27 protein-coding genes are annotated in these 26,341 nt (G+C 69.5%); 19 read left to right on the forward strand and 8 right to left on the reverse strand.

Going from position 1 to position 26,341, the window contains the following annotated elements; translation table 11 throughout:
* Nucleotides 1–3 precede the first annotated feature (3 nt).
* Nucleotides 4–630: a TetR/AcrR family transcriptional regulator gene (locus NOCYR_RS10700; protein ID WP_081505370.1), complete on the reverse strand. Its 627-nt coding sequence runs from the start codon at nt 628–630 to the stop codon at nt 4–6.
* Nucleotides 631–675: 45 nt separating this feature from the next.
* Between NOCYR_RS10700 and NOCYR_RS10705 the strand changes: the two genes are divergently transcribed.
* Nucleotides 676–1,836 carry an FAD-dependent oxidoreductase gene (locus tag NOCYR_RS10705; RefSeq protein WP_014350383.1) on the forward strand — a complete coding sequence of 387 codons (1,161 nt, stop codon included), beginning with the start codon at nt 676–678 and terminating at the stop codon, nt 1,834–1,836.
* 164 nt (nt 1,837–2,000) lie between these two features.
* On the opposite strand, the gene NOCYR_RS10710 is transcribed toward NOCYR_RS10705, so the two are convergent.
* Entirely contained in the window at nt 2,001–2,966 is a 966-nt protein-coding gene (locus NOCYR_RS10710) for a helix-turn-helix transcriptional regulator (RefSeq protein WP_048833253.1), read from the reverse strand.
* Between the two features lie 61 nt (nt 2,967–3,027).
* Here NOCYR_RS10710 and NOCYR_RS10715 point away from each other — a divergent pair, with 61 nt between their 5' ends.
* Together NOCYR_RS10715 and NOCYR_RS10720 are read left to right on the forward strand one after the other, a co-directional pair.
* Nucleotides 3,028–3,519: a pyridoxamine 5'-phosphate oxidase family protein gene (locus NOCYR_RS10715; protein WP_014350385.1), complete on the forward strand. Its 492-nt coding sequence runs from the start codon at nt 3,028–3,030 to the stop codon at nt 3,517–3,519.
* A 114-nt stretch (nt 3,520–3,633) separates the two neighbouring features.
* Entirely contained in the window at nt 3,634–4,509 is an 876-nt protein-coding gene (locus NOCYR_RS10720; RefSeq protein WP_014350386.1) for an alpha/beta fold hydrolase, read from the forward strand.
* Here NOCYR_RS10720 and NOCYR_RS10725 read toward each other — a convergent pair.
* From NOCYR_RS10725 to NOCYR_RS10735, 3 genes are read right to left on the reverse strand one after another with little or no spacing between them, the layout of a single operon-like run.
* Nucleotides 4,492–5,766: an RNA polymerase sigma factor gene (locus tag NOCYR_RS10725; protein WP_014350387.1), complete on the reverse strand. Its 1,275-nt coding sequence runs from the start codon at nt 5,764–5,766 to the stop codon at nt 4,492–4,494. The two genes, NOCYR_RS10720 and NOCYR_RS10725, sit on opposite strands and share 18 nt — an antisense overlap.
* Entirely contained in the window at nt 5,766–6,107 is a 342-nt protein-coding gene (locus NOCYR_RS10730) for a YciI family protein (RefSeq protein ID WP_014350388.1), read from the reverse strand. The genes NOCYR_RS10725 and NOCYR_RS10730 overlap by 1 nt, the downstream gene beginning before the upstream one ends.
* A gap of 2 nt (nt 6,108–6,109) precedes the next feature.
* Complete coding sequence (locus NOCYR_RS10735; protein ID WP_014350389.1) at nt 6,110–6,706, reverse strand: dihydrofolate reductase family protein; 597 nt, start codon at nt 6,704–6,706, stop codon at nt 6,110–6,112.
* Nucleotides 6,707–6,877: 171 nt separating this feature from the next.
* On the opposite strand from NOCYR_RS10735, the gene NOCYR_RS10740 reads away from it, so the two are divergent.
* On the forward strand, nt 6,878–8,182 hold the full coding sequence (locus NOCYR_RS10740; protein WP_014350390.1) for a cation:proton antiporter: 1,305 nt from the start codon (nt 6,878–6,880) through the stop codon (nt 8,180–8,182).
* A 125-nt stretch (nt 8,183–8,307) separates the two neighbouring features.
* Here the strand turns inward: NOCYR_RS10740 and NOCYR_RS10745 are convergent, their stop codons facing one another.
* Nucleotides 8,308–8,508, reverse strand: a complete 201-nt coding sequence (locus NOCYR_RS10745; RefSeq protein WP_014350391.1) for a hypothetical protein — start codon at nt 8,506–8,508, stop codon at nt 8,308–8,310.
* A 92-nt stretch (nt 8,509–8,600) separates the two neighbouring features.
* On the opposite strand from NOCYR_RS10745, the gene argC reads away from it, so the two are divergent.
* From argC to NOCYR_RS10800, 11 genes are all read left to right on the forward strand, one after another.
* A complete protein-coding gene (argC, locus tag NOCYR_RS10750; RefSeq protein WP_014350392.1) occupies nt 8,601–9,659 on the forward strand; it encodes an N-acetyl-gamma-glutamyl-phosphate reductase in 1,059 nt (352 codons plus the stop codon).
* Nucleotides 9,656–10,873, forward strand: coding sequence for a bifunctional glutamate N-acetyltransferase/amino-acid acetyltransferase ArgJ (argJ, locus tag NOCYR_RS10755; RefSeq protein WP_014350393.1), 1,218 nt, complete (start codon nt 9,656–9,658; stop codon nt 10,871–10,873). Before argC ends, argJ begins: the two co-directional genes overlap by 4 nt.
* Nucleotides 10,870–11,796 (forward strand): acetylglutamate kinase, encoded by a 927-nt coding sequence (argB, locus tag NOCYR_RS10760; protein WP_014350394.1) that lies wholly within the window; start codon nt 10,870–10,872, stop codon nt 11,794–11,796. The genes argJ and argB overlap by 4 nt, the downstream gene beginning before the upstream one ends.
* Entirely contained in the window at nt 11,793–13,001 is a 1,209-nt protein-coding gene (locus NOCYR_RS10765; RefSeq protein WP_014350395.1) for an acetylornithine transaminase, read from the forward strand. Before argB ends, NOCYR_RS10765 begins: the two co-directional genes overlap by 4 nt.
* Nucleotides 12,998–13,981, forward strand: a complete 984-nt coding sequence (gene argF / locus NOCYR_RS10770) for an ornithine carbamoyltransferase (protein ID WP_014350396.1) — start codon at nt 12,998–13,000, stop codon at nt 13,979–13,981. Before NOCYR_RS10765 ends, argF begins: the two co-directional genes overlap by 4 nt.
* A complete protein-coding gene (locus NOCYR_RS10775) occupies nt 13,978–14,493 on the forward strand; it encodes an arginine repressor (RefSeq protein WP_014350397.1) in 516 nt (171 codons plus the stop codon). The genes argF and NOCYR_RS10775 overlap by 4 nt, the downstream gene beginning before the upstream one ends.
* Nucleotides 14,494–14,715: 222 nt before the next feature.
* Nucleotides 14,716–15,036, forward strand: coding sequence for a GYD domain-containing protein (locus tag NOCYR_RS10780; RefSeq protein WP_014350398.1), 321 nt, complete (start codon nt 14,716–14,718; stop codon nt 15,034–15,036).
* A gap of 93 nt (nt 15,037–15,129) precedes the next feature.
* Complete coding sequence (locus NOCYR_RS10785; RefSeq protein WP_014350399.1) at nt 15,130–15,780, forward strand: DedA family protein; 651 nt, start codon at nt 15,130–15,132, stop codon at nt 15,778–15,780.
* A 9-nt stretch (nt 15,781–15,789) separates the two neighbouring features.
* A complete protein-coding gene (locus tag NOCYR_RS10790) occupies nt 15,790–16,881 on the forward strand; it encodes a sensor histidine kinase (protein WP_148280596.1) in 1,092 nt (363 codons plus the stop codon).
* On the forward strand, nt 16,869–17,540 hold the full coding sequence (locus tag NOCYR_RS10795) for a response regulator (protein WP_048833255.1): 672 nt from the start codon (nt 16,869–16,871) through the stop codon (nt 17,538–17,540). The genes NOCYR_RS10790 and NOCYR_RS10795 overlap by 13 nt, the downstream gene beginning before the upstream one ends.
* 148 nt (nt 17,541–17,688) lie before the next feature.
* Complete coding sequence (locus tag NOCYR_RS10800) at nt 17,689–18,720, forward strand: serine hydrolase domain-containing protein (protein ID WP_148280597.1); 1,032 nt, start codon at nt 17,689–17,691, stop codon at nt 18,718–18,720.
* A gap of 72 nt (nt 18,721–18,792) precedes the next feature.
* Here NOCYR_RS10800 and NOCYR_RS10805 read toward each other — a convergent pair whose 3' ends face one another.
* The gene (locus tag NOCYR_RS10805; RefSeq protein ID WP_014350403.1) at nt 18,793–18,972 is read right to left on the reverse strand and encodes a hypothetical protein; all 180 of its coding nucleotides are present in this window, start codon (nt 18,970–18,972) and stop codon (nt 18,793–18,795) included.
* Between the two features lie 230 nt (nt 18,973–19,202).
* On the opposite strand from NOCYR_RS10805, the gene NOCYR_RS10810 reads away from it, so the two are divergent.
* The 3 genes from NOCYR_RS10810 (at nt 19,203) to NOCYR_RS10820 (ending at nt 22,431) form a co-directional block, all read left to right on the forward strand.
* Nucleotides 19,203–20,405, forward strand: coding sequence for an argininosuccinate synthase (locus tag NOCYR_RS10810; RefSeq protein WP_014350404.1), 1,203 nt, complete (start codon nt 19,203–19,205; stop codon nt 20,403–20,405).
* Nucleotides 20,406–20,575: 170 nt separating this feature from the next.
* Nucleotides 20,576–21,997: an argininosuccinate lyase gene (gene argH, locus NOCYR_RS10815; protein WP_014350405.1), complete on the forward strand. Its 1,422-nt coding sequence runs from the start codon at nt 20,576–20,578 to the stop codon at nt 21,995–21,997.
* A gap of 110 nt (nt 21,998–22,107) precedes the next feature.
* Nucleotides 22,108–22,431, forward strand: a complete 324-nt coding sequence (locus NOCYR_RS10820) for a DMT family transporter (protein WP_014350406.1) — start codon at nt 22,108–22,110, stop codon at nt 22,429–22,431.
* Between the two features lie 205 nt (nt 22,432–22,636).
* Here the strand turns inward: NOCYR_RS10820 and idi are convergent, their stop codons facing one another.
* The gene (gene idi / locus NOCYR_RS10825) at nt 22,637–23,197 is read right to left on the reverse strand and encodes an isopentenyl-diphosphate Delta-isomerase (protein WP_014350407.1); all 561 of its coding nucleotides are present in this window, start codon (nt 23,195–23,197) and stop codon (nt 22,637–22,639) included.
* A gap of 163 nt (nt 23,198–23,360) precedes the next feature.
* On the opposite strand from idi, the gene NOCYR_RS10830 reads away from it, so the two are divergent.
* Entirely contained in the window at nt 23,361–26,306 is a 2,946-nt protein-coding gene (locus tag NOCYR_RS10830; RefSeq protein WP_014350408.1) for an acyl-CoA synthetase, read from the forward strand.
* The last annotated feature ends 35 nt before the right edge of the window (nt 26,307–26,341 follow it).

The following is a 26,341-nucleotide window of genomic DNA, read 5'->3' on the forward strand; positions in this document are numbered from 1 at the left end:
CGCTCATTCGCTGATCAGCACCCGCAACATGCGGCGCAGCTCCGGTTCCGGATCGTCGAGCGGGTGCGGTGCGGCCAGGCGGTGCATGATCGCGCCTTCGAGGTAGTCGACCAGCGGCCGCGTCGCCCGATGGTGCACGCCGACGGCGCGCACCATCGTGGCCGCCCAGTCCGTCAGCCGTGCGTGACCGCGCTGCAACGACTCCAGCACCGCCGGTGCGCTCTGCGCCTCCAGGAACAGCGCGTAGCGGGCGAGCGTGCGGGCACGGTCGGTGGTGACGGCGCGGGTCACGAATTCCGCCAGACCGGCGGCGAGCCGGTCCAGCGTTTCCGGTGCCGGTGCGCTGCTCGAGGCCGCCCAGTCGGCGTAATCGCGCTGCTCCAACCGCTCGGTGACGCCGATCAGCAGCGCATCGCGGGTGCGGAAGTAGTTGGAGGTGGTTCCGGTGGGCACACCCGCCGCGTCGTCGACCGCGCGGTGGGTGAGCGCGCGTGGTCCGCGGGTGCCGAGCACCTCGATCGCGGCATCGATCACGTGCTCGCGTCTGCTGGGCGTCGAACCGGCGGCGGGCGTCCTCGCGCCACTCGCTGTGTTCTCGGCCACCTGATATTTCTCTTCCACGCGATCCATACTACATTTGTAGTAACGGTTACTACGGATGTAGTGGAGGGTTCGATGGCGGAGACAACGCACAGCGGGCGGCGCGCGATCATCGTCGGCGCCGGAATCGGTGGCTTGGCGACCGGCATCGCGCTGGCCCGGCGTGGCTGGCAGGTGGAGATTCTCGAGCGCGCCGCGGAGGTCGGTGAGGCCGGTTCGGGTCTGACGTTGTGGGCCAACGGTTTACGCGCCCTCGATGTGCTCGGCATCGGCGCCCGGGTACGCGAGCGGGCCATGGCCGACACCGACGCCGGCATCCGCAACCCGGCCGGACGCTGGCTGACCCGCACCGATACCGACGAACTGGCGCGCCGCTTCGGCGAGGTGGTGATGATCCCGCGCACCGACCTGTTCGAGATCCTGCACGGCGCGCTGCCACCGGATTCGGTGCGGCTGGGCTGCGCCGTGACCGGCGTCGAACACCTCAGCGACGGTGTCGAGGTCACCCACAGCGGTGGAGTGTCGACCGCGGATCTCGTCGTGGGCGCGGACGGGATCCATAGCGCGGTACGGCAGGCGGTGTTCCCCGGCGCGCCCACACCCCGCTACGCCGGCTACACCGCCTGGCGGATGATCACCGCGCATCCGGTGCCCGCACTGCACGACGGCGGCCAGAGCTGGGGCCGCGGTGAGCGTTTCGGCATCATCGCGCTGCCCGACGACCGCGTCTACATGTTCGGCGTCGCCGATTCGGCACCAGGGCTGCGCGGCCCCGACGGCGAATATGCCGAAGTCCGGCGGCGTTTCGGCACCTGGCACGATCCGATTCCGGCGCTGCTCGATGCTGTCGACCCGGCGACGGTGCTGCGCCACGACATCTGCGAGCTGCCACCGCTGTCGAGCTATGTCCTCGGCCGCATCGCCCTGCTCGGCGACGCGGCTCACGCGATGACGCCGAATATGGGCCAGGGCGCCAACCAGGGCCTCGAAGACGCCGTCACCCTCGCCGCCCTGCTCGACCGAAACGCCTCCGTTCCCGCGGCTTTGGCGGAGTACGACCAAGTGCGCCGCCCCCGCACCCAGGACATCGCCCGCCGCTCACATCGCATCGGTGTGCTCGCCCAGCTGTCCTCGGCGCCTGCGGTGCTGCTGCGCGACACGGTGTTGCGGCTGACGCCGGGTAAGGCGATGCTCGGCTCGTTCGCGCCGGCACTCACCTGGCAGCCGCCCGCATGATCCGGCGCTGATCCGGCACCCGTCGCTCGCGTGATCTGGTGCCGGCTCGGCGGCCGCTCGCGTGGCCCACGCTGACCTGGCGGCCTCTCGCGTGATCGGGCGCTGATCGCCAGCGGCCCGCGCAATCCGCCGCTGACCTGGCAGTCGCCCCCATTGATCCGGCACTACCGGTACAGCGCGTGCATCCCCGCCGCCGTGGCGGCGAATCGGGCGCGCAGTTCCGGTGGGTCCAGCACCTCGGCGAATTCGCCCAGCGGGAGCAGGCCGGTGGTCAGGACGTCCCAGGATTCGGAGGGGACAGTCAGCTCCACCCAGCCGTCGGCGTCCGGTGGGCCTGCCGAGGCCAGCGCCTCGGTGACGACCGCCGGATCGTTCATCAACCGCAGCAGACCCAGGTGCGACTGCGCGATCCGGCACCTCGCCCGCACTCGCAGCATCGACCGCGCGAACTCCTGCGCCGACGCCGCCCAATGCGCGGCCAGGTCGAAATCGTCTGGCCGCTGGAAGGTTTCGCCGGTCGGCGTCGCGGAAACGATGCGGCCGACCCGGTAGGACCGCACCGCGCGGCCCTCGCGCGCCACCAGATACCAGGTGCCCGCCTTCGAGACCAGCCCGAGCGGGTCCAAAGTGCGCTCGACCGTGCGGTCCTTGCGCGCATAGCGGATCGTGAGCCTGCGGTCGTGCCACAGCGCGTCGGCGACCGTCGCCAGGGTCGGGGTTTCCTCGGGGCGATGGAACCAGCCTGGCGCGTCGATGTGCACCCGTTCGGCGACCCGGGTGGCTCGCCCGCGCAGCTCCGGCGGCAGCGCGGCGAGCACCTTGAGCTGTGCGGTGGCCAGCACCGTGCCCAGGCCCAGGTCGGCGGCGGCGCCCGGCAGGCCGGCCAGCAAGACCGCATCGGCTTCATCGCTGGTCAGGCCGGTGAGGCGGGTGCGGTAGCCGTCGACCAACTCGATCCCGCCGGCCCGTCCGGGCTCGGTGTACACCGGCACCCCGGCCGCCGACAGCGCCTCGATATCGCGGTAGACCGTGCGCACCGAGACCTCCAGCTCCCGCGCCAGTTGCGGCGCCGTGGACCGGCCCCGGGTCTGTAGCAGCAACAACAACTGCACCAATCGACTCGCCCGCACATCCGAAGACTAGCCGCAAACCTTGACAGCAGATGTCAGCAATTGCTCGTACCGTCGGAATATGACCACTTGGAGCCAGTTCACCGAAGAAGCGCCCCGGATCGCGACGATCTTTCTGCGCCGGCACAAGGCCACCGGCAACCTCTGCATGCTCGGCACGCTCCGCTCCGACGGGTTCCCCCGGATCAGTCCGGTCGAGCCGATCATCTTCGAAGACCAGCTGGTGATCGCCGGCATGCCGAACACCACGAAGTTCAACGACCTCGCCCGCGACCCCAGGTTCTGCCTGCACACCGCGACCGTCGACACCAATGTCTCCGACGGTGATGCCAAGATCTTCGGCCGGGTCGCCGACATCACCGACCGCGCCGTGCACGCCCGGTTCGCGCAGAAACTGTTCGACGACAGCGGGTTCGATATCCGCGATCAGGAGTTCGACCATTTCTTCGTCGCCGACCTCACGACGGCGTCGTCGGTCGAGGTGGTCGACGATCATCTCGAGATCACCATCTGGAAGCCGGGGGAAGGGGAGCGCGTGGTGCAGAAGGCCTGAGTGTCACACCCCGTTCCGTCGAACCCGGCCCACCCGCGTGCGGCGGCGGTAGGATTCGCCGCACAGCCAGTGGAATCGCAGCTGGCGGGGGCAACGAACAAGGAAGCTGCGCAATTGACCGACACCACACCGGCACTCGAGATCACCCATCACACGGTCGACGGCGTGCGTTGCGCCGTCTACGACAGCGATCCCGGCGGCAGCGCCGAAGCCGTGGTGTTCGTGCACGGCAACCCCGGGCCCATGGACGACTGGGCCGAGCTGGCTCCCGCGATCGCCCGATTCGCGCGGGTGATCGCCATGGACATGCCCGGTTTCGGGCGGTCGGAACGTCCGCGATCGTTCGATCACAGCGTCGTCGGGCACGCCCGGTTCCTGGGCCTGCTGCTCGGCCAACTGGGTGTGAACCGGGTGCATCTGGTGCTGCACGACTTCGGCGGTCCGTGGGGTATGCGCTGGATGCTCGACCACCCCGACAAACTGGCGAGCCTGACGGTGATCAACTGCGGTGTCCTCGACGGCTACCGCTGGCACCGCTACGCCAAGATCTGGCAGACCCCGGTGCTCGGCGAGCTGTTCCAGCTGATGAGCAGCCCCCGCGCCATGCGGATCGCGCTCAGCCGCGACAATCCGCGCCCGATCCCGCGGTCCTACGTCGAGCGCGTCAGCCGCTACGCCGACTGGCCGCACAAGCGGGCCGTGCTGCGGCTCTACCGCAACTCACGCGACCCCAGCGGCGCGTTCCCGGAGAAGGACTCCGGACTGTCCGCCGCGGGCCTGCCGGTGTGCGTGATCTGGGGCGACGGCGACCCCTACATCCCGGTGCGCTTCGCCGACCAGCAGCGAACCTTCTTCCCCGACGCCGAGATCCACATTCTCGAAGGCTTGGGGCACTGGCCGTTCGTCGACGATCCGCAGGCGGTGCTCACGCCGATGGAGACGTTTCTGCGCCGGCACGTCGGCACGCGCCCCTCATCGCCCGAAGCCTGACAGCCGGTCGCGGCGGCGGGTCAGGAAGCGGCGTTCGGCGTCGTTGACGGTGCGGCGGATCGCTTCCTCGAACGCGGCCCGCGCCTCGTCGATGCGGCCGAGCCGGCGCAGCAGCTCGGCGCGCACGGCATGGAACCGGTGCTGGTCCGCGAGCGGCAGATCCTCCAGCAGCGCCAGCGCGGTGGCCGGTCCGTCGGTTTCGGCGACGGCCACCGCCCGATTGAGGGCGACGACCGGGCTGGGCGCGATCGCCGTCAGCTGGTCGTAGAGCCGCACGATCTGCGACCACTGCGTGGCCTCGGCGGTCGCGGCGTCGGTGTGCACGGCATTGATCGCGGCCTGGATCTGATAGGGACCGGGAGTATTGCGGCGCAAGCATTCCCGGACCAGTGCGTGGCCCTCGGCGATGAGCGCCCGGTCCCACCGGCTGCGGTCCTGATCGGCCAGGGCGATCGGTGTTCCGTCGGCGTCGGTGCGGGCCGCGCGGCGGGCGTCGGTGAGCAGCATCAGCGCCAGCAGGCCGAGCACCTCCGGGTCGTCGGGCAGTAGCTCGCGCATCAGCCGGCCCAACCGGATCGCCTCGGCGCACAGCTCGCCGCGCACCAGTTCCGCACCGTCGGTGGCGGTGTGGCCTTCGGTGAAGATCAGATAGATCACCGCGAGCACGGAGTTCACGCGTTGCGGCAGCTCATCGGCGCCGGGCACCCGATACGGGATGTGTGCGTCGCGAATCTTGTTCTTGGCCCGCACAATTCGTTGCGCCATGGTCTGTTCCGACACCAGGAAGGCGCGGGCGATCTGGGCGGTGCTCAGCCCGCCGAGCAACCGCAACGTCAACGCCACCCGGGCGTTCATCGCCAGTGCCGGGTGGCAGCAGGTGAAGATCAGCCGCAGCCGGTCGTCGGGTACCGATTCCGGCGCCGCCGGTTCGTCGCGGGCATGCAGCAGTGCGGCCTGGGCATACCGGTCGGCGCGGGAGGCGTCGCGACGCAGCCGGTCGATCGCCCGGTTGCGCGCGGTGGTGATGATCCAGCCGGGCGGGCTCGGCGGCAGCCCATCGGCCGGCCAGCGCGCCACCGCGGCGGTGAACGCGTCCTGCACCGCGTCTTCGGCGAGGCCGATATCGCCGAAGACGCGGGTCAGCGAGGCCACCGCGCGACCGTAGTTGTCGCGGAACACTTCCCGGATGTGCGCGTCGGTCACCGCCGGTGCCGCCCGGTCGGCCCGGCCGCGATCCTGCTCGCCGGATCGCACCACTACCCCCCGGCCAGCGGCCGCACCTCGATCGGCAACGTCACCACCCCCGCCAGCCGGCTCGCCCAGCGCAGCGCCTCGTCCAGATCGGCCACCTCGATAATGGTGAAGCCGCCGATGTGTTCCTTCGCCTCGATGTAGGGCCCGTCGGTGATCAGCGTCTGCGCTCCCTCCGCCCGCACCACCGTCGACGCGCTCGGCGCGTGCAACCCGGCCGCGAACACCCACGCACCGGCCTCCTGGATCTCGGTATTGAGGGCGTCGAGGTCGCGCATGATCTCGTCGAGATTGTCGGGCACCTCATCGGTATCGGGTTGATAGATCCCCAGCAGGTACTGCGGCATGGTCAGCTCCTCTCGGCGGTGCGGTAGGTCGCGATCAGCACACCCGTCGTGGTCGGCACACAGTCGACGAGCTGGAGATCGCCGAGCGTGGTGCGCCCGTCGAACAGCCGCCGGCCGGATCCGAGCACCAGCGGATGGATCTGCAGCAGATACTCGTCGACCAGGTCGTGCGCCATCAGCGATTGCAGCAGATTGCCGCTGCCGAGCACCACCAGATCCAGCTCGGGGCGCTCCCGCCGCAACCGGGTGACCGCGGCCACCGCGTCCCCGTCGAGCAGGATCGAGTTCTGCCAGGGCAGCGGTTCGGACAGGGTGAACGACGCGACGTACTTGTCGGTCTTGTTCAGCACCTCGGTGAACGGGTTGCCGGACTGGTGCGGCCAGTACCCCGCGAAATCCAGGTAGGTGCGCCGGCCCAGCAGCAGGGCGCCCGAATGCCCGGACATGTGTTCGGCCATGACGCGGCCCTGCACCTCGTCGGTGAATCGGTACGCCCAGCCGCCGTGGGCGAATCCGTCGCGCGGATCCTCCTCGGCACGGCCCGGCGCCTGCATGACTCCGTCCAGGGTCAGGCTCACCACGGCGATGATCTTGCTCATTTTCCGGCTCCTTTCCGGACCGGCCGATGCCCGGTCTCATCACCTACACGAACGGGCCGGCCCGGAATCGACACCGCGAGGAAGAAATTTCTCGCGAGATGAGCAGAAGCGGGCCGATACCGACCGGTGTCGTACCCGTGAACGGCCGTTCGCGCGTGCCACCATGACCGGATGGTGAACCTGGCCGAGGCGGGCGAGACCGCGACCGTGGCACCGATCGTGTCGCTGTTCTGGATCGCCACCGCGGCTGTCGCGGCGCCGCTGCTCGCCCGGCTGCTGCGCGGCTACGTGCCGGACGTGGTGATCCTGCTGGTGTCCGGGGTGCTGCTCGGCCAGCACGCGCTCGGGCTCGCCGACACCGGGGGCGGGGTGGAACTGCTCAGCGAGCTCGGACTCGGCATGCTGTTCCTGCTGGCCGGCTACGAACTCGATCCGCAGCTGCTCGGCGGCAAGTCCGGGCGCACCGCCTGGTTCACCTGGCTCGCGTGCCTGCTGATGGCGATGTTGTTCGTGGCGCTGGTCGCCCGCGACGCGAAGTTCACCGCCGTCGCCGCCGTCGCGATCGCGATGACCTCGACCGCGCTCGGCACCCTGCTGCCCATCATCAAGGCGCGCGGCATCCTCGACACCGGCCTCGGCCGCGCGGTGCTGGCCCACGGCGCCGTCGGGGAACTCGGTCCGGTCGTCGCCATGTCGATTCTGCTGACCAGCCGCAACGTGGGCGCCGCGATCGTGGTGCTGCTGTTGTTCGCGGTCGCGGCCGGGCTGATCGGCCTGATGCACCAGCACATCCTGGACCGGGTGCCGGCGTTCGGGCGGTTGCTGACCGAGCTGTCGGCCGGTACCGCGCAACTGCCGGTGCGGGTGGTGTTCCTGCTGCTGTTGGTGTTGATGACGCTGGCCGAGGAGTTCGGGCTCGATGTGGTGCTCGGCGCCTTCGCCGCCGGCATCATCCTGCGCAAACTGATCGGCGGTGAACGACCGGAGATCGGGTCCTCGCTCGAGACCATCGGTTACGGCGTGCTCATCCCGATCTTCTTCGTCGTCTCCGGAATGGGCATCGACGTCGCCGCCGTCGCCGCCGAACCCGTCACCTGGGCCCTGTTCGTGCTGTCGATCGCGGTGGCGCGCGGGGTGCCGGTGTGGTTCAGCGAGCGCTTCGTCCAGCACGGCGCCAACCTCGCCACACCCCGCGAGCGCGTACAGCTGGCCCTCTACGCCGCCACCGGCCTGCCGATCATCGTCGCCGTCACGCAGGTCGCCACGAGCACGGGCCTGATGGAGCAGCAATTGGCGTCCACCATGGTCGCCGCAGGCGCGACGACGGTGCTGGTGTTTCCGTTGCTGGCGCGGTGGGTGGGTACCCGCGGCGACGTTTCGCCAGATGTGACCGGGCACGACGAAGTGACCGGCGATGAGGTTTCCGGGCGGGGCGACGCGGCGGGTTCGGGCGAGGTGCCGGCGAGCGATGAGTGACCAAGCGTGACGAGTGCCCCGGCGCGACGCATTGACCGAATGCAGCGAAGCGGCCGACCGCGACTCGACCGGCTGGCGCGGGGGCCCGGGGCGAGCGGCTACGGCGGCTTCAGGACAACCCCCGTCTACTCCCCGCGATCACCCCGCTGACGATGCCCTGCCACCCGCGCGACGAATCCCGCGAGATTCCGCGTGCGCGATTCCACTCGCCGCTGGAGTTCGGCCAAGTCGGCGTCGGAGGCTTGGGTGAGGTCGAGCGCGAGCAGGCCGTCGGTGGCCCTGTCCAGGGCTTTCAACCGATCGGCGAACACTCGATTCGAACGCATGTTCTAAGCCTAGCGCATCCGCGGCTACTATGGAGCGGGGAAATTCCTGGGCCACCCGTGAATGAGATTGCATTGTCGTGCATAATCATCACATGGTTGATTCCTCGGACGGGCCCGTCGTGCGGGTCGCGGTTGCTGGTGCCAGCGGATACGCGGGCGGTGAGGTGTTGCGCCTGCTGCTCGGTCATCCGGAGTACCGAACCGGGCGCCTCGTCATCGGGGCGCTGACCGCGGGATCCAATGCCGGCACCCGGCTGGGAGCGCTCCAGCCGCATCTGCTGCCACTCGCGGACCGGGTGCTCGCGCCCACCACCGTCGAGGAACTGGCCGGTCACGACGTCGTCTTCCTCGGTCTGCCGCACGGGCAGTCCGCCGCGATCGCCGAGCAGCTGCCGGACTCGACGGTCATCATCGACTGCGGCGCCGATTTCCGGCTCACCGACGCCGAGGCCTGGGAGAAGTACTACGGCACCCCGCACGCAGGCAGCTGGCCCTACGGTCTGCCGGAACTGCCCGGCGGTCGCGAGCGGCTGCGCGGCGCCACCCGGATCGCCGTCCCCGGCTGCTATCCGACCGTGGCCAGCCTGGCCCTGGCGCCCGCCATCGCGGCGGGGATCATCGAACCGAACGTCAACGTCGTCGCGGTCAGCGGCACCTCCGGCGCGGGCCGCAAGCTCGACGTGGGCCTGCTCGGCTCGGAGGTCATGGGCTCGGTGCGCGCCTACAACATCGCGGGCGCGCACCGGCATACCCCGGAGATCGCGCAGAACCTCAGTGCCGCCGGTGGCACCGAGGTGACGGTCTCGTTCACCCCGGTGCTCGCGCCGATGCCCCGCGGCATTCTCGCCACCTGCACCGCGCCGCTGCGGGCCGATGCCGCCGAAGCGCGCGCCGTCTACGACAAGGCCTACGCCGACGAACCTTTCGTGCATCTGCTGCCCGAAGGCGTGCTGCCGCAGACCGGTGCCGTGCTCGGCTCCAATGCCGTCGCACTCCAGGTCGCCGTCGACGAGGCCGCGGGCCTGCTCGTGGTGATCGGCGCGGTCGACAACCTGACCAAGGGCACCGCGGGCGCCGCGGTGCAATCGATGAATCTGGCCCTCGGGATCGAGGAGACCGCAGGACTTTCCACCGTAGGAGTGGCACCGTGACGACAACCGACACCGCCGACGGCAAGCTGATCCGCACCCAGGGTGTGACGGCGCCGCTCGGTTTCCGCGCCGCGGGCATCGCCGCCGGGATCAAGGCCAACGGCAACCCCGATCTGGCGCTGGTGTTCAACGAGGGACCCGAATACGCCGCGGCGGGCGTGTTCACCCGCAACAAGGTGAAGGCCGCGCCGGTGCTGTGGTCGCAGCAGGTGCTGAAGTCCGGTGCGCTGCGCGCGGTCATCCTCAATTCCGGTGGTGCCAACGCCTGCACCGGGCCCGGGGGCTTCCAGGATGCGCACCGCACCGCCGAGGAACTGGCCACCGCGTTGAGCAATTGGGGTACCGAGACCGGCGCGGGCGAGATCGCGGTCTGCTCCACCGGACTGATCGGTGACCGGCTGCCGATGGACAAGCTCATCCCGGCCGTCACCGAGATCGTGCACGAGATGGGCGGCGGCATGTCCGGCGGCACCGACGCCGCCTATGCCATCATGACCACCGACACCGTGCCGAAAGAGGCGTCGTTCCATCACAAGAACAAGTGGAACGTCGGCGGGATGGCCAAGGGTGCGGGCATGCTCGCCCCGTCGCTGGCCACCATGCTGGTCGTGCTCACCACCGACGCCCACGCCACCGCCGAACAGCTGGATCAGGCGCTGCGCAAGGCCACCCGCCTCACCTTCGACCGGCTCGACGTGGACGGGTCCTGCTCCACCAACGACACCGTGCTGCTGCTGGCCAACGGCGCCAGCGAGGTCACCCCCACCCAGGACGAACTCGACGCCGCCGTGCTCGCGGTCTGTGACGATCTGGCCGCCCAGCTGATGGCCGACGCGGAGGGTGTTACCAAGCGGGTGGTCGTCACCGTCACCGGCGCCGTCACCGAGGACGAGGCGTTGATCGCCGCCCGCGCGGTGGCCCGCGACAGCCTGGTCAAGACCGCGCTGTTCGGCTCGGACCCGAACTGGGGACGGGTGCTCGCCGCCGTCGGCATCGCCCCGATCACCTTGGACCCGAACGTGATCTCGGTGTCGTTCAACAGGCAGCCGGTGTGCGTGGACGGCATGGGCGCACCGGGAGCGCGCGAGATCGACCTGTCCGGCGCCGATATCGAGGTGCTCATCGACCTGCGGCTCGGCGAGGGCACCGCGAGCATCCGCACCACCGACCTCTCGCACGGCTACGTCGAAGAGAATTCGGCCTACAGCTCATGACCGGCGACATCCTGCACAGCCTCTCGGCGCTGGACAAGGCCCACGTCCTCGCCGGCGCGCTGCCGTGGTTGCAAAAGTTCCACGACAAGATCGTGGTGGTGAAGTACGGCGGCAACGCCATGATCGACGACCGGCTCAAGCGCGATTTCGCCGCCGACATGGCGTTCCTGCGCACCGTCGGCGTGCACCCGGTGGTGGTGCACGGCGGCGGCCCGCAGATCAACGCCATGCTGAAGCGGCTCGGGCTCACCGGTGAGTTCCGCGGCGGGTTCCGCGTCACCACACCGGAGATCATGGATGTGGTGCGGATGGTGCTGTTCGGCCAGGTCGGGCGCGAGCTGGTCGGGCTGATCAACGCGCACGGCCCGTACGCGGTCGGCATCTCCGGTGAAGACGCGCACTTGTTCACCGCCACCCGCCGCACCGTCGACGTCGACGGCGAGGCCACCGATATCGGCCTGGTCGGCGACGTCACCGAGGTGAACCCCGCCGCCGTGCTCGACCTCATCGGCGCGGGCCGCATCCCGGTCGTATCCACCATCGCCCCCGACGCCGACGGCATCGTGCACAACATCAACGCCGACACCGCCGCGGCCGCACTGGCCGAAGGCATCGGCGCGGAGAAACTGGTGGTCCTCACCGATGTCGAGGGCCTCTACACCGACTGGCCCGACCGCTCGTCGCTGACCTCGGCGATCGACGCCGACGCGCTGGCGGAGTTGCTCCCGCGCCTGGATGCGGGCATGGTGCCCAAGATGGAAGCCTGCCTGCGCGCGGTCCGCGGCGGGGTGCCGAGCGCGCACGTCATCGACGGGCGCGTCCCGCATTCGGTGCTGCTGGAACTGTTCACCGGAGAGGGCATCGGGACCATGGTCACTCCCGCGGCGCCCGGGCAGACGAACGAAAACGGAGCCGGAGCATGAGCACAGCGGAACTTCAGCAGCGGTGGTCGGCCGCGCTGATGCACAACTACAAGACCCCCGACATCGTGCTGGTGCGCGGCGCCGGCGCGGTGGTCTACGACGCCGACGGCAAACGCTATGTCGACTTCCTCGGCGGGATCGCCGTCAACAGTCTCGGCCACGCCCATCCGGCGATCCTGGAGGCGGTCACCCACCAGCTCGGCACGCTCGGGCACGTCTCCAACATCTACGGCAACGAGCCGGTGATCGAACTGGCCGAACGCCTGCTCGACCACTTCGGCGACGGCCGCACCGGCGACAGCAAGGCCTTCTTCTGCAATTCAGGCACCGAGGCCAACGAGGCCGCGTTCAAGATCGCCCGGCTCACCGGCCGGCGCAAGATCATCGCCTGCGACGAAGCCTTCCACGGCCGCACCATGGGCGCGCTCGCGCTCACCGGGCAGCCGTCCAAGCGGGCGCCGTTCGAACCGATGCCACCCGGCGTGGTGCACGTGCCCTACGGTGACGCCGCCGCGCTGGAGCGGGTGGTCGACGCCGACACCGCCGCGGTCTTCCTCGAACCGATGATGGGGGAGAGCGGTGTGGTCGTGCCGCCGCTGGACTACCTGGTGCGGGCCCGCGAGATCACCGCGAAGCACGGTGCCCTGCTGATCCTGGACGAGGTGCAGACCGGCATCGGACGCACCGGAAAGTTCTACGCCCACCAGGCCTTCGGCATCGTCCCCGATGTGATCACCCTGGCCAAGGGCCTCGGCGGTGGTCTGCCGATCGGTGCTGTCCTGGCCACCGGTAAGGCCGCCGAACTGCTCACCCCCGGGCTGCACGGCACGACCTTCGGCGGCAACCCGGTCTGCGCGGCGGCGGCGCTCGCGGTGCTGCGCACCATCGACGAGCAGGGCCTGCTGGCTCATGTGGAATCGCTGGGCAAGCGGCTCAGCGACGGCATCGCGCTGCTCGAGCATCCGCTGATCGATCACGTGCGCGGCGCCGGGCTGCTGATCGGCATCGTCCTCACCGACGAGGTGGCGCCGCAGGTGGAAGCACGCGCGCGGGAGGCCGGCTACCTGGTGAATCCGGCCAAGCCGAACGTCATCCGGTTGGCGCCGCCGCTGGTGCTCGCCGAAACCCAATCCGACAACTTCGTCGCCGATCTGCCCGAGATCCTCGATCTCGCCGCAGCCGACGCGAAGGGAGCCTCCGCATGACGCTGTCCGATTCCACCCCCGTGAACGGCTCGACCCCGGCCACCGCCGTGCGGCATTTCCTGCGCGACGACGACTTGACGCCATCGGAGCAGGCCGAGGTGCTGGCGCTGGCCGCCGAACTCAAGGGCGCGCCGTTCGCGCGGCGTCCGCTGGAGGGTCCGCGCGGGGTCGGGGTGATCTTCGAGAAGAACTCCACCCGCACCCGGTTCTCCTTCGAGTTGGGGATCGCCCAGCTCGCCGGGCACGCCGTCGTCGTCGATGGACGTGACACCCAGCTGGGCCGCGAGGAAACCCTCGGCGATACCGGGCGGGTGCTCTCGCGTTATGTCGACGCCATCGTCTGGCGCACCTTCGAACAGACTCGGCTCGACGAGATGGCCGCCACCGCAACGGTTCCCGTGGTGAACGCGCTGTCGGACGAGTTCCATCCGTGCCAGGTGCTCGCCGATCTGCTCACCCTCACCGAGCACCTCGGCCCGCTGCCCGGACGCAAGCTCGCCTACTTCGGCGACGGTGCCAACAATATGGCGCATTCGCTGCTGCTCGGCGGTGTCACCGCGGGCCTGCACGTCACCATCGCCGCGCCGGAGGGTTTCGCGCCGCTGCCGTGGGTCGTCGAGGCCGCGCAGGCCCGCGCCGCCGAGACCGGTGCGAGCATCACCCTTACCGACGATCCGCGCATCGCCGCCGAGGGCGCCGACGCCCTGGTCACCGATACTTGGACGTCGATGGGCCAGGAGAACGACGGTCTCGACCGGGTCGGCCCGTTCCGCCGCTTCCAGATCAACGCCGGCCTGCTCGCCAAGGCGCGGCCGAATGCCGTTGTGCTGCACTGCCTGCCGGCTCATCGCGGTGAGGAGATCACCGACGAGGTGCTCGACGGCCCGCAGAGCGTGGTCTGGGACGAGGCCGAAAACCGCCTGCACGCCCAGAAGGCGCTGCTGGTGTGGCTGCTCGACAGACAGAACGGCCGACGATGAGTGTGCCCAGCTCCGACACCGGCGCCCCGGGTCCGGCCACCGCCGCGACCCGGGCCGGCCGCCAGTCGCGCATCGTGGCACTGCTGTCGGCCCATTCCGTGCGCAGCCAAACCGAACTCGCCGCCCTGCTCGCGGCCGAGGGCATCGAAACCACCCAGGCCACCCTCTCGCGTGACTTGGACGAACTCGGCGCCGTGAAACTGCGTGCAGCCGACGGCGGCGCCGGCGTCTACGTCGTCCCCGAGGACGGCAGCCCCGTCCGCGGCGTCACCGGCGGCACCGGCCGCCTGTCGAAACTCCTCGGCGACCTGCTGGTCTCCACCGACGCCAGCGGCAACCTGGCCGTCCTGCGCACTCCACCCGGCGCGGCGCACTTCCTCGCGAGCGCCCTGGACCGGGCGTCGCTGCCCTACGTCGTCGGCACCATCGCCGGTGATGACACGATTGCGGTCATCGCGCGAGAACCGATGACCGGAGCCGAACTCGCCGCCGAGATCGAACGCCTGGCCTGAGCACCGGCGGCCTTACCTATTCCGCAGTGCGGTGCACCGGCCGACAGGGCAGCGGCACGACACGATGACACTGCCGGCTGCCGAGATCCGGCGTGAGTATCACCGCCATCACGGTGCCGCATCAGTGGTGTGACGGCGTCGTCGCAACTCCACCGAGGGCAGAGGCCGAGACCTAGGGTCGGGACTGGCCGAGATCGTCCTGCGAGAAGGAGGCGTCGCGTTATGCCGAAGTACTTGTGGCGGGTCAGCTACACCCAGGATGGGGCGTCGGGGTTGCTTGCGCAGGGCGGGAGTGTGCGGCGGGCGGCGATCACCGAGATGGTCGAGAGCGTGGGCGGGCACGTGGAGGCCTGTTATTTCGCGTTCGGCGAGGACGATCTGTTCGTGATCGGGGATGCGCCGGATGAAGTGTCGGCGGCCGCGCTCGCGATCCGGACCGCTGCGTCCGGGGCGGCGATATCGCATACGGTGCCGCTGCTGACGCCCGAGCAGGTGGATCAAGCCGTGGCGCGAGACGTCACCTATACGCCGCCGACTACGTAACTGCCAGGGGTGCGGTAATCCGCACCCCGAACCCGCCGAAACCGGCGGAAAACCGCAGTGACCTGCGTGTTCGTCGTTCATAACGTTGCGGGTATGAACTTCGTACACGCCATGACACAGACCGAGACCGGTGATCTGGACGGGCTCGCGGGGGCCGCGGTGCGGCTGATGGAGCAGTTGGGTGCGCCGGGGGCGGGGCTCGCGGTGGCGGCCGAGAATCTGTTTCCGCCGATTCCGAGTGAGGTGATCCTGCCGCTGGCGGGGTTCTCGGCCTCGCGCGGTGAGATCTCGCTCGTGGGGGCGATTGTGTGGACCACGATCGGGTCGGTGTTCGGCGCGCTGCTGCTGTATCTGATCGGGCAGGCCTTCGGGCGCAGGCGGATGTATGCGCTGTTCGACCGGCTGCCCTTGGTGAACACCGCCGACCTCGCGCGCAGCGAGGACTGGTTCGCCCGGCACGGCACCAAGGCGGTATTCCTCGGGCGGATGGTGCCGCTGGTGCGCAGCCTGGTGTCGGTGCCCGCGGGCCTGGAGGCGATGCCGGTGGGACGTTTCCTGGTATTGACCGCCGCCGGAAGCGCGCTGTGGAATTCGACGTTCGTGCTCGCCGGTTATGCGCTGGGAGAGAACTGGACTCGCATCGAACCGTACGCGGACTTCTTGCAGAAGCTGGTGATCGTCGCCGTGGTCGCGGCCGCTGGGCTGTTCGTGCTGCGTCGCGTGCGGTCCGTGCGTGCCCGTTAGGGTCGGATCGTGATCGCGCACCTTCGGCACTCGTTGCAGAGTTCGGGCCGTGCCGTGGCGGGCGTGGTCGTCGGTGCGGTGGCCGCCCTCGCGGGCGTCGCGGTGCTGGCGGGCGGTGGACGGGAAGCGTTGCGTGCGGCGGCGCGGCGTGATCGCGGACGGTTGCTGCGCTGGTACGGCGCCGATATCGTCCGCGATCTGCCGGACCGCGACCCGTCGGGGTACCTGCTGGTGCGCCTGGCCTACGGTCCGCTGTCCGGTCTCGCCGTCGCGGCGGTGCTGATTGCGAGCACCGGGTACGCCGGGTGGGGGCTCGTCCTGCTGATTCGCGGCAGCATCCCGGCCGCCGACGGTCTCGCCGCGCTCGTCGTCGCCGCGATCGCGTTCTACCTCGCGATTCGCCTGGCGATGATCACCGGCCAGTGGGATATCCGGCTGGCCCTGCGCACCCTCGGCAGCGATCCGGCCCAGTACCGGCTGCACGAGCTGCAACGCACCCGCGCGGACGTCGTCACCGCGATCGATGACGAGCGGCGTCGCATCGAGCGCGCCCTGCACGATGGCATCCAACAGCGTGTCGTCGCGCTCGCCCTGGAGATCGGCCGGGCCCGGCGCACCGCTGAACGCGCGGACGAGCGGCTGGCGAACCAACTCGACCGCGCCGTCGAGCAGGCACAGACCCTGCTGACCGAGCTACGTGAGGTGGCCTGGCGCATCTACCCGGCGGTGCTCGACGAGCACGGTCTCGTCGCGGCCTTGGAAGGGCTGTCCGCGCACACCTTCCTGCCGGTCGATCTCGACCTGCATCTCGAGAATGACCCGCCGCACGATGTTGCCGCAGCGGTGTATTACGTTGCCGCCGAAGCTGTCACGAACGCCACCAAACATTCCGGGGCCGACCGCGTCACGGTGCGGGTGGCCGCCGACGCGCACGCCGTCACCATCACCGCCACCGATGACGGCTGCGGCGGAGCCGAGCCATCGGGATCGGGTCTGACCGGTCTGCGCCGCCGGGTCGCGGCGCTCGACGGCACCCTGTCGGTCCAGAGCCCGCCGGGCGGGCCGACCGTTGTGGAAGCGAGGATTCCGTGCGCATCGTGATCGCCGAGGACTCGACCCTGCTGCGCGAGGGCCTGTCCCGACTGCTGGCCGACGAGGGGCACGAGGTGGTGGCCGCCGTCGGCAACGCGGTCGAACTCCAGCACGCCGTGGCCGCCGAACTGCCCGACCTCGTCCTGCTGGATGTGCGGATGCCACCGACCTTCTCCACCGAGGGCATCGACGCCGCCCGTCGCCTGAAGGACGAGCACCCGGATCTCGCCGTGCTCGTGCTCTCGCAATATGTGGAACATCGCAACGCCACCAGCCTGCTCACCAGCGGGCTGGGCGGTATCGGCTATCTGCTGAAGGACCGGGTGTCGGATGTCGACGCCTTCCTCACCGACCTCGAGCGGGTCGCGGCGGGCGGCACCGCGTTCGACCCCGAGGTGGTGCGGCAGCTGTTCACCAAGATGCGCCGCGCCGACCCGATCGCCGCCCTCACCGACCGCGAACGCGAGGTCCTCGAAGCGCTGGCGCAGGGGCTGACGAACACCGGCATCGCCGATCGTCTGCACATGTCGGTGAGTGCGGTGGAAAAGCACGTCAACGCGATCTTCGGGAAACTCGAGCTGCCCAAGGACACCGAGCGCAGCCGGCGAGTGGGCGCGGTGCTGTTGTACCTCGAGAGCATGGACTCGAGCCGGGTCGATCGCGGCTGACGACGTGAGTAGCCGGCCCGGACCCTGCGGAAAACCGCATCCGATCCGGCGGCCGACCGCAGCGCGCAGCACGGCATGCGTTCCTAGCGTTTCCGGTGTGAACACAGTGATTCGACCAGCCCGATGGCTCGCCGTCGCGGCGCTTGTGATGACCTCGGCAATGCTGACGACCGGCGCGGCCTCCGCCCACGATCAGACGCTGGACATACTCGTCAATGCACCCACCGAGGCCTCGGCCACCATCCTCACCGTCGACGACACCACCCGGACCGCCGGCGCCCGCACACCCGGCACCTCCGACCCCGTCACCGGATCCGAGCATTTCCGCATCGGCAGCATCACCAAGACCTTCGTCGCCACCGTCGTCCTGCAACTGGTCGACGAACACCGCGTCGAGCTGGACGCTCCGATCGAGAAATACCTGCCGGGCGTCGTCCGGGACGGCGACCGGATCACCGTCCGCCAGATCCTCCAGCACACCAGCGGCATCCCCGACTACATGAAGACGCCCGGCTGGTCGACCAACCGCTGGCGCGGTGACGACCGGTTCCGTGACTACCGCCCGCGCCAACTCCTCGAGCAGGCCTTCACCCGTCCGGCGGATTTCGCCCCTGGCGCGAAGTTCCGGTACTCCAACAGCAACTACATCGTCGCGGGCCTGCTGATCGAGGCGGTCACCGGCAACCCGTACGGCAGCGAGATCGAACGACGCATCCTGCGACCGCTGGACCTGAACGGCACTTCGCTGCCCGGCACGAACCCGCGTCTACCCGAACCGGCCCTGCGCGCCACCGCGGACGTCGAGGGCCGCACGGTGGAGGTCACCGAGCAGAACGAATCCCTCGACTGGGCCGCCGGCGAAATGATCTCCACTCAGACCGACCTGGCCACCTTCTTCGACGCCCTGCTCGGCGGCCGCCTGCTCTCGGCCGCAACCCTGGCCGAGATGCGCCGCACCGTCCCGATGGGGTCGGGGTTCCACTACGGCCTGGGCCTCGAACGATTCGATCTGCCCTGCGGCGGCCAGCTCTGGGGGCACGGCGGGCAGCTGCTCGGATACGTCACCTATGCCTACCGCCGCGACGACGGCCGCAGCTTCACCTTGCTCGAGGTGTCGGGCACGGACGACGGATTCCTGCGGTTCGCCGCGATGGCGACCGCGGCCTACTGCCCACGGTGACAGACGGGGACGGCGACCAGTCGTCCCCGGACTCACCGGGTGGCAACGGTCGGCGAAACAGCCTCGGCCGGATCAGTAGTTGCGGCCCGGCGGATACTCGGAGAAGAACTGCTGCAGCAGCGGAGTCGCCACGTCGAGACCGTGTTTGGCCAGGCCGAGCGCCGCATTGCCGAGGTTGATGACGACGAAACCGATGACGTCGCGGTTCTGTTCGGCCAGGTCCCGCAGTGGTTCGATGATGTTGGTGAACATGGTGTCGGTCCTTCGGCATCCGGTTCGGATGGGTACCGCCAGAGTCCCACACGCTGGATGCGCTGCCAAGGCTTGCGGCACAATCGCCGCAGGCAGCGGCCACCGCAACCCCGGTGGTGAATGAGATTGCATCGTCATGCATAATCATTTCCAGGCGCGAGCCGAACCGGCGACCAGCATGCTGCCCAGGGCAGCCGCGCAGACCCACACAGACTTAGGAGCACCAGATCATGTCCGATCGCGTCGTACTCGCCTACTCCGGTGGGCTGGACACCTCCGTGGCCATCAGCTGGATCGGCAAGGAGACCGGCGCCGAGGTCGTGGCCGTGGCCATCGACCTGGGTCAGGGCGGCGAGGACATGAACGTGGTGCGCCAGCGTGCCCTCGACTGCGGCGCCGTCGAGGCCATCGTGGTCGACGCCCGCGACGAGTTCGCCGACGACTACTGCCTGCCCACCATCCAGGCCAACGCCCTCTACATGGGCCGCTACCCGCTGGTGTCGGCGATCAGCCGCCCGCTCATCGTCAAGCACCTGGTCGAGGCGGCCAAGTTCCACGGCGCGAGCACCGTCGCGCACGGCTGCACCGGCAAGGGCAACGACCAGGTGCGCTTCGAGGTCGGCATCGGCGCGCTGGCGCCGGATCTCAACGTCATCGCGCCGGTCCGCGACTACGCCTGGACCCGCGAGAAGGCCATCGCATTCGCCGAGGAGAACGCGCTGCCGATCAACGTCACCAAGAAGTCGCCGTTCTCCATCGACCAGAACGTGTGGGGCCGCGCGGTCGAGACCGGCTTCCTCGAGGACCTGTGGAACGCGCCCACCAAGGACGTCTACGACTACACCTCCGACCCGACGGTCAACTTCGAGGCGCCCGACGAGCTGATCGTCACCTTCGAACGCGGTGTGCCGGTCGCCATCGACGGCCGCCAGGTCAGCGTGCTCGAGGCGATCGTCGAGCTGAACAAGCGGGCCGGCCGCCAGGGTGTGGGCCGCCTGGACATGGTCGAGGACCGGCTCGTCGGCATCAAGAGCCGCGAGATCTACGAGGCGCCCGGCGCCATCGCCCTGATCGCCGCGCACCAGGAGCTGGAAGCGGTCACCATCGAGCGCGAGCTGGGCCGCTACAAGCGCCAGGTCGAGCAGCGCTGGGGCGAGCTGGTCTACGACGGCCTGTGGTTCTCCCCGCTCAAGCGCGCCCTGGACGCCTTCGTCGGCGAGACCCAGGAGCACGTGTCCGGCGACATCCGGATGGTGCTGCACGGCGGCAACGTCGTCGTCAACGGCCGCCGTAGCGAGCAGTCGCTCTACGACTTCAACCTGGCCACCTACGACGAGGGCGACACCTTCGACCAGTCGCTGGCCAAGGGCTTCGTGCAGATCCACGGCCTGTCGTCGAAGGTCGCCGCGCGCCGGGACCTCAACCAGAAGTAAACCCCTGACCGTGTGATGCCGGGCCGGCTGCCGACAGCGAGGCCCGGCATCGCCGTGTCGGCCGCCGGGTCCGCACCGGATCCGGCCGATTACCGTAGTGCCCGATGTGCCCGGCGCGGTCGAAACCCTGCCACACACCCGTTACCAGAACCCGGAGGAGACAGCACACCATGACGCAGAGCGGTGCGACCAACGAAGGTGCGCTCTGGGGCGGCCGGTTCGCCTCCGGTCCGGCCGAGGCGATGGCGGCGCTGAGCAAGTCGACGCACTTCGACTGGGCGCTCGCGCCCTACGACATCCGTGCGTCCAAGGCGCACGCCCGGGTGCTGCACAAGGCCGGTCTGCTCTCCGACGGTGATCTCGACGGCATGCTCACCGCCCTCGACCAGCTGGCCGCCGATGTGGCCTCGGGTGCCTTCGGCCCGGCCGAATCCGACGAGGACGTGCACGGCGCGCTCGAGCGCGGCCTGATCGAACGCGCAGGCACCGAGCTGGGCGGGCGGTTGCGCGCCGGTCGTTCCCGCAACGATCAGGTGGCGACCCTGTTCCGGATGTGGCTGCGCGACGCCGTGCGCCGGGTGGCGGCCGGACTGCTCGAGGTGGTCGACGCACTGGTGGCGCAGGCGGCGGCGCATCCGGACGCGGTGATGCCAGGCAAGACTCATCTGCAGGCCGCCCAGCCGGTGCTGCTGGCGCATCAGCTGCTCGCACACGCGCATCCGCTGCTGCGCGATATCGATCGGCTGCGGGACTTCGACAAGCGGGCCGCGATCTCACCCTACGGCTCCGGCGCCCTCGCGGGCTCGTCGCTGGGCCTCGATCCCGAGCAGATCGCCGCCGAACTCGATTTCGATGCCGCCGCCGCGAACTCCATCGACGCCACTTCCGCCCGCGATTTCGCGGCCGAGGCCGCCTTCGTGCTCGCCATGATCGGGGTGGACCTGAGCCGGATGGCCGAAGAGGTGATCATCTGGAGCACACCGGAATTCGGTTACATCACCCTCGCCGACGCCTGGTCCACCGGCTCGTCGATCATGCCGCAGAAGAAGAACCCGGACGTGTCCGAACTCACCCGCGGCAAGGCCGGCCGCCTGATCGGCAACCTCACCGGCCTGCTCGCCACCCTCAAGGCGCAGCCGCTGGCCTACAACCGCGATCTCCAGGAAGACAAGGAGCCGCTGTTCGATTCGGTGGCCCAGCTCGAGCTGCTGCTGCCCGCCATCGCCGGCCTGGTCTCGACGCTGACCTTCCATCCCGACCGCATGGCCGAACTCGCGCCCGCCGGCTTCACTCTCGCCACCGATATCGCCGAATGGCTGGTGCGCCAAGGTGTTCCGTTCCGGGTGGCGCACGAAGCGGCCGGTGCCTGCGTGCGCGCCGCCGAGGCCAGGGGCGTCGGCCTGGACGAACTCACCGATGACGAGTTCGCCGCCATCGACCCCGCGCTCACCCCGCAGGTCCGCGAGGTGCTGACGGTCGCCGGGTCCATCGCCTCGCGCAACTCGCGCGGTGGTACGGCCGGCGTGCGGGTCGCCGAGCAGTTGGACGAGGTGCGTGCCGCCGCGGCTGAGGCGCGTAGCTGGGTTTCCTGAGCCAGTTACCCGGTAAGACGGTTGGGTAGGTACTCACTCCGCCGATGGCCGTGCGGTCGAACCGCTTTCGTGGCTGGGGGAGGGGAGTGGCCGTTCGCTAGTCTGCGGCCATGACCTTCCTGTTCCTGGCGCTGGCGATCGTGTCCGAGATCTCGGCGACTGTTTCGCTCAAACTGTCCGAGGGCTTCACCAAATTGGTCCCGTCGATCGTGGTCGTCGTCGGGTACGCCGCGGCTTTCGTTTTCCTGTCGCAGGCGTTGAAACGGGGGATGGCGGTCGGGGTGGCCTACGGGATCTGGTCGGCGGTGGGCGTGGCGGCGGTGGCGCTCATCGGGGCGTTGTTCCTGGACGAGCGGCTGACCCCGGTGCAGTTCGGTGGGATCGCGCTGGTGATCTTGGGTGTGGTGGCGCTGGAACTGGGTGGGGCGCACTGAGATTCGGGCTCGGGGTGCGGGCGCCCGCGGTGCCGCGGGATGAAAGCGAGCGGGATTCCGGCAGTGGTCTGCGGCGATCTGCCTTATCGGGAAACGGGTTGAGATCATTACCATACGTAGATATGCGCATCAGACTATGTCAGCACTCATAGAGTGTGCCGGGGCGGTGGCTCAGCGACGGTCTGAACGCAAGGACGGCCGGGACTCAGCGCGACTCGGCGCCGGTCGCCACCTCGAGCACCCCGCTCAACCACGGGCTGTACCGCTGCGGGTTCGCGGCCAGTGCGGTCCGCAATTCGCTCGGATCGACCCAGGCGTAATCGGCGACCTCGGCCGGGTGCGGGTGGGGAGTGGCGTCATCGAGGCGGCCGATGAGGACGTGATCCCATTCGTGCTCGACTCGGCCGGTGTCCGGGTCCTCGGCCTGGTACCGGAACACGCCGGCCTCACTGAGGGTGGCGCGCAGGCCCATTTCCTCGAGCATGCGCACATTGGCGGCGTCGATGACGGATTCACCCGGTGCCGGATGGCCGCAGCAGGTGTTCGCCCAGCGGCCGGGGAAGCGGGTCTTGATCTGGGCGCGCTGCTGGAGCAGCACGTGGCCGCGGCGATCGAACAGCAACACCGAGAACGCCCGGTGTAGCAAGCCGGGTGAACGATGGGCCTGGGCGACCTGACACGACCCCACCGCGCGTCCGGCATCGTCGACCAGCTCGACCTCCATGGTCTCGCGGTCGAGCAGCGGTTGGGTCAGGGTATCGGCCACGGCATCAGCTTATCTTCGGCATTTTCGCCGTTCGCGCCCGCGGCGGGCCATGATGGAACATGTCACAGCGGCCACATGAGCGAGGCGCGATATGGGAAGCTCGTTCGAACACATCGGGGTGTGTGATGGGCGTCACGTTTCAGGGTAGGGCTGGGAGCGGATCGTGAAGTTGAGTGTGCAAGAGATGGCCGGATCGGTGCAGCGGTTGATGGCGACCGCGCAGAACGGTCTGGAGGTGATCCGTTTCGGCGGGCTGAGTCATGATGTGGAGTCCTCGCCGTTCGAGGTGGTCGAGCGACGCCGCATGTACCGGCTGCGCCATTACTTCCCCGACGACACCACGCCGGGGCGCCCGGTGGCGGTGCTGGTGCCGCCGCTGATGGTCAATGCCGACATCTGGGACGTAAACGCCGAAGGCGGTGCCGTCGGCATCCTGCACAACGCCGGAATCGATTGCTGGGTGGTCGATTTCGGTTCGCCGGCGATCGAGGAGGGTGGCTGGGAACGCGATCTCGCCGATCACGTCCTCGCCGTGGACAGCGCCATCGACACCGTCTGCGAGGCCACCGGATCCGGCGTGCACCTGATGGGGTACTCGCAGGGCGGCATGTTCGCCTATCAGACCACCGCCTTCCGCTACGGCAAGGGCGTGTCCAGCATCGTGACCTTCGGCAGCCCGGTCGACATCGTCGCGGGCATGCCGTTCGGCCTGCCCTACGGCCTGGCCTCCGATGTGGCCGATTTCCTGGCCGACCACGTGGTGACCCGGCTGCCGATCACCGATTCCATGGTGCGCATCGGCTTTCAGATGCTCGATCCGGTGAAGACGGCCAAATCGCGGATCGATTTCCTGCGCCAGCTGCACGACCGTGAGGCACTGCTGCCCAAGGAGCGTCAGCGCCGGTTCCTCAACAGCGACGGCTGGGTGGGCTACGCGGGGCCGGCGGCGGCTGATCTGCTCAAGCAGTTCGTCGCGCACAACCGGATGATGCTCGGCGGATTCGTCATCCGCGATCAGCCGATCTCCCTCGCCGAATTGAAATGCCCGATCCTGGCGTTCGTCGGCGAGGTCGACGATATCGGCCAGCCCGCCGCCGTGCGCGGCATCGTCCGGGCCGCGCCGAACGCCGAGGTGTACGAGGCGACGCTGCTGGCCGGGCACTTCGGACTGGTCGCGGGCAGCGTCGCCACCAACCACACCTGGCCGATGGTGCGGGACTGGATCGGCTGGGTGGAGGGCAGTTCCGCGCTGCCCGAGGAGATCACCCCGATGACCGAGCACGTGGACAGCAAACGTCCACGCACCGCCGCCACCCGCGTCGTGCACACCGCGGCCGCGCTGGCCGAGGCCGGGACCGGCATGGGCCGCGCGCTCGAAGAGATCGCGGGCAACACGATGCGCGGTTCGCTGGAGCTGGCGGGCGAAGCCGCGCGCGCCCTGCCCCGGCTGACCCGACTCGGCATGATCCAGCCGCACACCCGCATCTCGCTCGGCAAGCTCATGGCCGAACAGGCCAAGCGGGCGCCGCTGCGCGAATGCTTCCTGTTCGACGACCGGGTGCACACCAACGCCGCTGTCGACGTCCGCATCGACAATGTGGTGCGCGGCCTGATCTCGGTCGGCATCCGGCCCGCGACCCGCGTCGGCGTGGTGATGGAGACCCGCCCCAGCGCGCTGGTCGCCGTGGCCGCGCTGTCGCGGCTCGGCGCCGTCGTGGTGCTGCTGGCGCCGGGCAGTGAGCTGCGCGGGGCGCTCGAGCAGACCGGCACCAAGATCCTCCTCTCCGACCCGGAGAACCTGCGGCATGCGGCCGCGACCGGCCATCGGGTGCTGGTGCTCGGCGGCGGCGACACCCGCGGGCTCGACATCCCGCTCGGCGATGACGTCATCGACCTCGAGCAGGTCGACCCCGCGAAGGTGCGGATGCCCGCCTGGTACCGCCCGAACCCGGGGCTGGCACGTGAGCTGGCCTTCGTGCTGGTCACCGGCACCGGCGACCGGCTCGACATCAAATACATCACCAATCACCGCTGGGCGCTGTCGGCGTTCGGCACCGCCTCGGCGGCCGACCTCGACCGCCGCGACACCGTCTACTGCCTGGCGCCGCTGCATCATTCGTCGGGGCTGCTGGTCAGCCTGGGCGGTGCGATCGCCGGCGGCAGCCGGATCGCGCTGGCGCGGTCGCTGGATCCGGCGCGCTTCGCCGAGGAGGTGCACCGCTACGGCGTCACCGTGGTCACCTACACCTGGACGATGCTGCGCGACATCCTCGACGCCCAGGTCTTCCCGGCCGGCCATCAGCATCCGATCCGGCTGTTCATCGGCTCCGGTATGCCCGCCGGTCTGTGGCGGCGCACCACCGAACAGTTCGCGCCGGCCCGGGTGCTGGAGTTCTACGCCTCCATCGAAGGCGATGTGGTGCTGGCGCACGTGTCGGGCAACAAGCCCGGTTGCAAGGGCAGGCCGGTGCCGGGCACCGCGCGGGTGGAGTTGGTGGCCTACGACCCGGTGACCGAGCAGATCGAGGTCGACGAGTCCGGTTTCGCGCGGCGCTGCGCCGACAACGAGGTCGGTCTGTTGATCGGTTCCGCTTCCGAAGGTGTGGACCTGTCGAGCGGCGGCCTGCGCGGTGTGTTCGCCGCAGGCGATTCGTGGATGCCGACGGAGAATCTGTTCCGTCGCGACTCCGACGGCGACTACTGGCTGGTCGACCGCACCGACACCGTCATGCTCACCCCGCGGGGGCCGGTGTTCACCCAGCCGATCGTCGACGCGCTCAACGACATCACCGCCGTCGACATGGAGGTCGCCTACGGGCTGCCGGCCGGTGACCGGACGCTGGCGGTCGCGGCGGTGAGCGTGCGCGCCGGTTTCCGGTTGGAGCCCAAGGACGTCACCGAGGGCTTGCGGGCGCTGGATCCGCAGCGGCGGCCCGATCTGGTGTACGTGGTGGACGAGATTCCGCGCAGCTCCTCCTACCGGCCGTCCACCCGCGCGGTGCAGGCGGCGGGCCGCCCGCAGCCGGGGCCGGACACCTGGTGGTACAACGCAGACACCGAGTCGTATGAGGTGCTGACGGAGGCCGCGGCACGCGAATTGCTGGGCTGAGCCACGATGCCCGGGGCCGGTCGTGCGGCCCCGGG

This window comes from Nocardia cyriacigeorgica GUH-2 (assembly GCF_000284035.1).
In the GTDB taxonomy this organism is placed as follows: domain Bacteria; phylum Actinomycetota; class Actinomycetes; order Mycobacteriales; family Mycobacteriaceae; genus Nocardia; species Nocardia cyriacigeorgica_B.

What these genes read in the sequence shown, in the direction of transcription:
- argF (WP_014350396.1), top strand. Translation starts at nt 12,998, where the DNA reads ATGACGCTGTCCGATTCCACCCCCGTGAACGGCTCGACCCCGGCCACC.
- NOCYR_RS10800 (WP_148280597.1), top strand. Translation starts at nt 17,689, where the DNA reads ATGACCTCGGCAATGCTGACGACCGGCGCGGCCTCCGCCCACGATCAG.
- NOCYR_RS10715 (WP_014350385.1), top strand. Translation starts at nt 3,028, where the DNA reads ATGACCACTTGGAGCCAGTTCACCGAAGAAGCGCCCCGGATCGCGACG.
- NOCYR_RS10745 (WP_014350391.1), bottom strand. Translation starts at nt 8,508, where the DNA reads ATGCGTTCGAATCGAGTGTTCGCCGATCGGTTGAAAGCCCTGGACAGG.
- NOCYR_RS10740 (WP_014350390.1), top strand. Translation starts at nt 6,878, where the DNA reads ATGGTGAACCTGGCCGAGGCGGGCGAGACCGCGACCGTGGCACCGATC.
- argH (WP_014350405.1), top strand. Translation starts at nt 20,576, where the DNA reads ATGACGCAGAGCGGTGCGACCAACGAAGGTGCGCTCTGGGGCGGCCGG.
- argC (WP_014350392.1), top strand. Translation starts at nt 8,601, where the DNA reads ATGGTTGATTCCTCGGACGGGCCCGTCGTGCGGGTCGCGGTTGCTGGT.
- NOCYR_RS10700 (WP_081505370.1), bottom strand. Translation starts at nt 630, where the DNA reads ATGGATCGCGTGGAAGAGAAATATCAGGTGGCCGAGAACACAGCGAGT.
- NOCYR_RS10805 (WP_014350403.1), bottom strand. Translation starts at nt 18,972, where the DNA reads ATGTTCACCAACATCATCGAACCACTGCGGGACCTGGCCGAACAGAAC.
- NOCYR_RS10810 (WP_014350404.1), top strand. Translation starts at nt 19,203, where the DNA reads ATGTCCGATCGCGTCGTACTCGCCTACTCCGGTGGGCTGGACACCTCC.
- NOCYR_RS10730 (WP_014350388.1), bottom strand. Translation starts at nt 6,107, where the DNA reads ATGCCGCAGTACCTGCTGGGGATCTATCAACCCGATACCGATGAGGTG.
- NOCYR_RS10780 (WP_014350398.1), top strand. Translation starts at nt 14,716, where the DNA reads ATGCCGAAGTACTTGTGGCGGGTCAGCTACACCCAGGATGGGGCGTCG.
- NOCYR_RS10775 (WP_014350397.1), top strand. Translation starts at nt 13,978, where the DNA reads ATGAGTGTGCCCAGCTCCGACACCGGCGCCCCGGGTCCGGCCACCGCC.
- NOCYR_RS10765 (WP_014350395.1), top strand. Translation starts at nt 11,793, where the DNA reads ATGAGCACAGCGGAACTTCAGCAGCGGTGGTCGGCCGCGCTGATGCAC.
- NOCYR_RS10820 (WP_014350406.1), top strand. Translation starts at nt 22,108, where the DNA reads ATGACCTTCCTGTTCCTGGCGCTGGCGATCGTGTCCGAGATCTCGGCG.
- NOCYR_RS10705 (WP_014350383.1), top strand. Translation starts at nt 676, where the DNA reads ATGGCGGAGACAACGCACAGCGGGCGGCGCGCGATCATCGTCGGCGCC.
- NOCYR_RS10735 (WP_014350389.1), bottom strand. Translation starts at nt 6,706, where the DNA reads ATGAGCAAGATCATCGCCGTGGTGAGCCTGACCCTGGACGGAGTCATG.
- NOCYR_RS10785 (WP_014350399.1), top strand. Translation starts at nt 15,130, where the DNA reads ATGAACTTCGTACACGCCATGACACAGACCGAGACCGGTGATCTGGAC.
- argB (WP_014350394.1), top strand. Translation starts at nt 10,870, where the DNA reads ATGACCGGCGACATCCTGCACAGCCTCTCGGCGCTGGACAAGGCCCAC.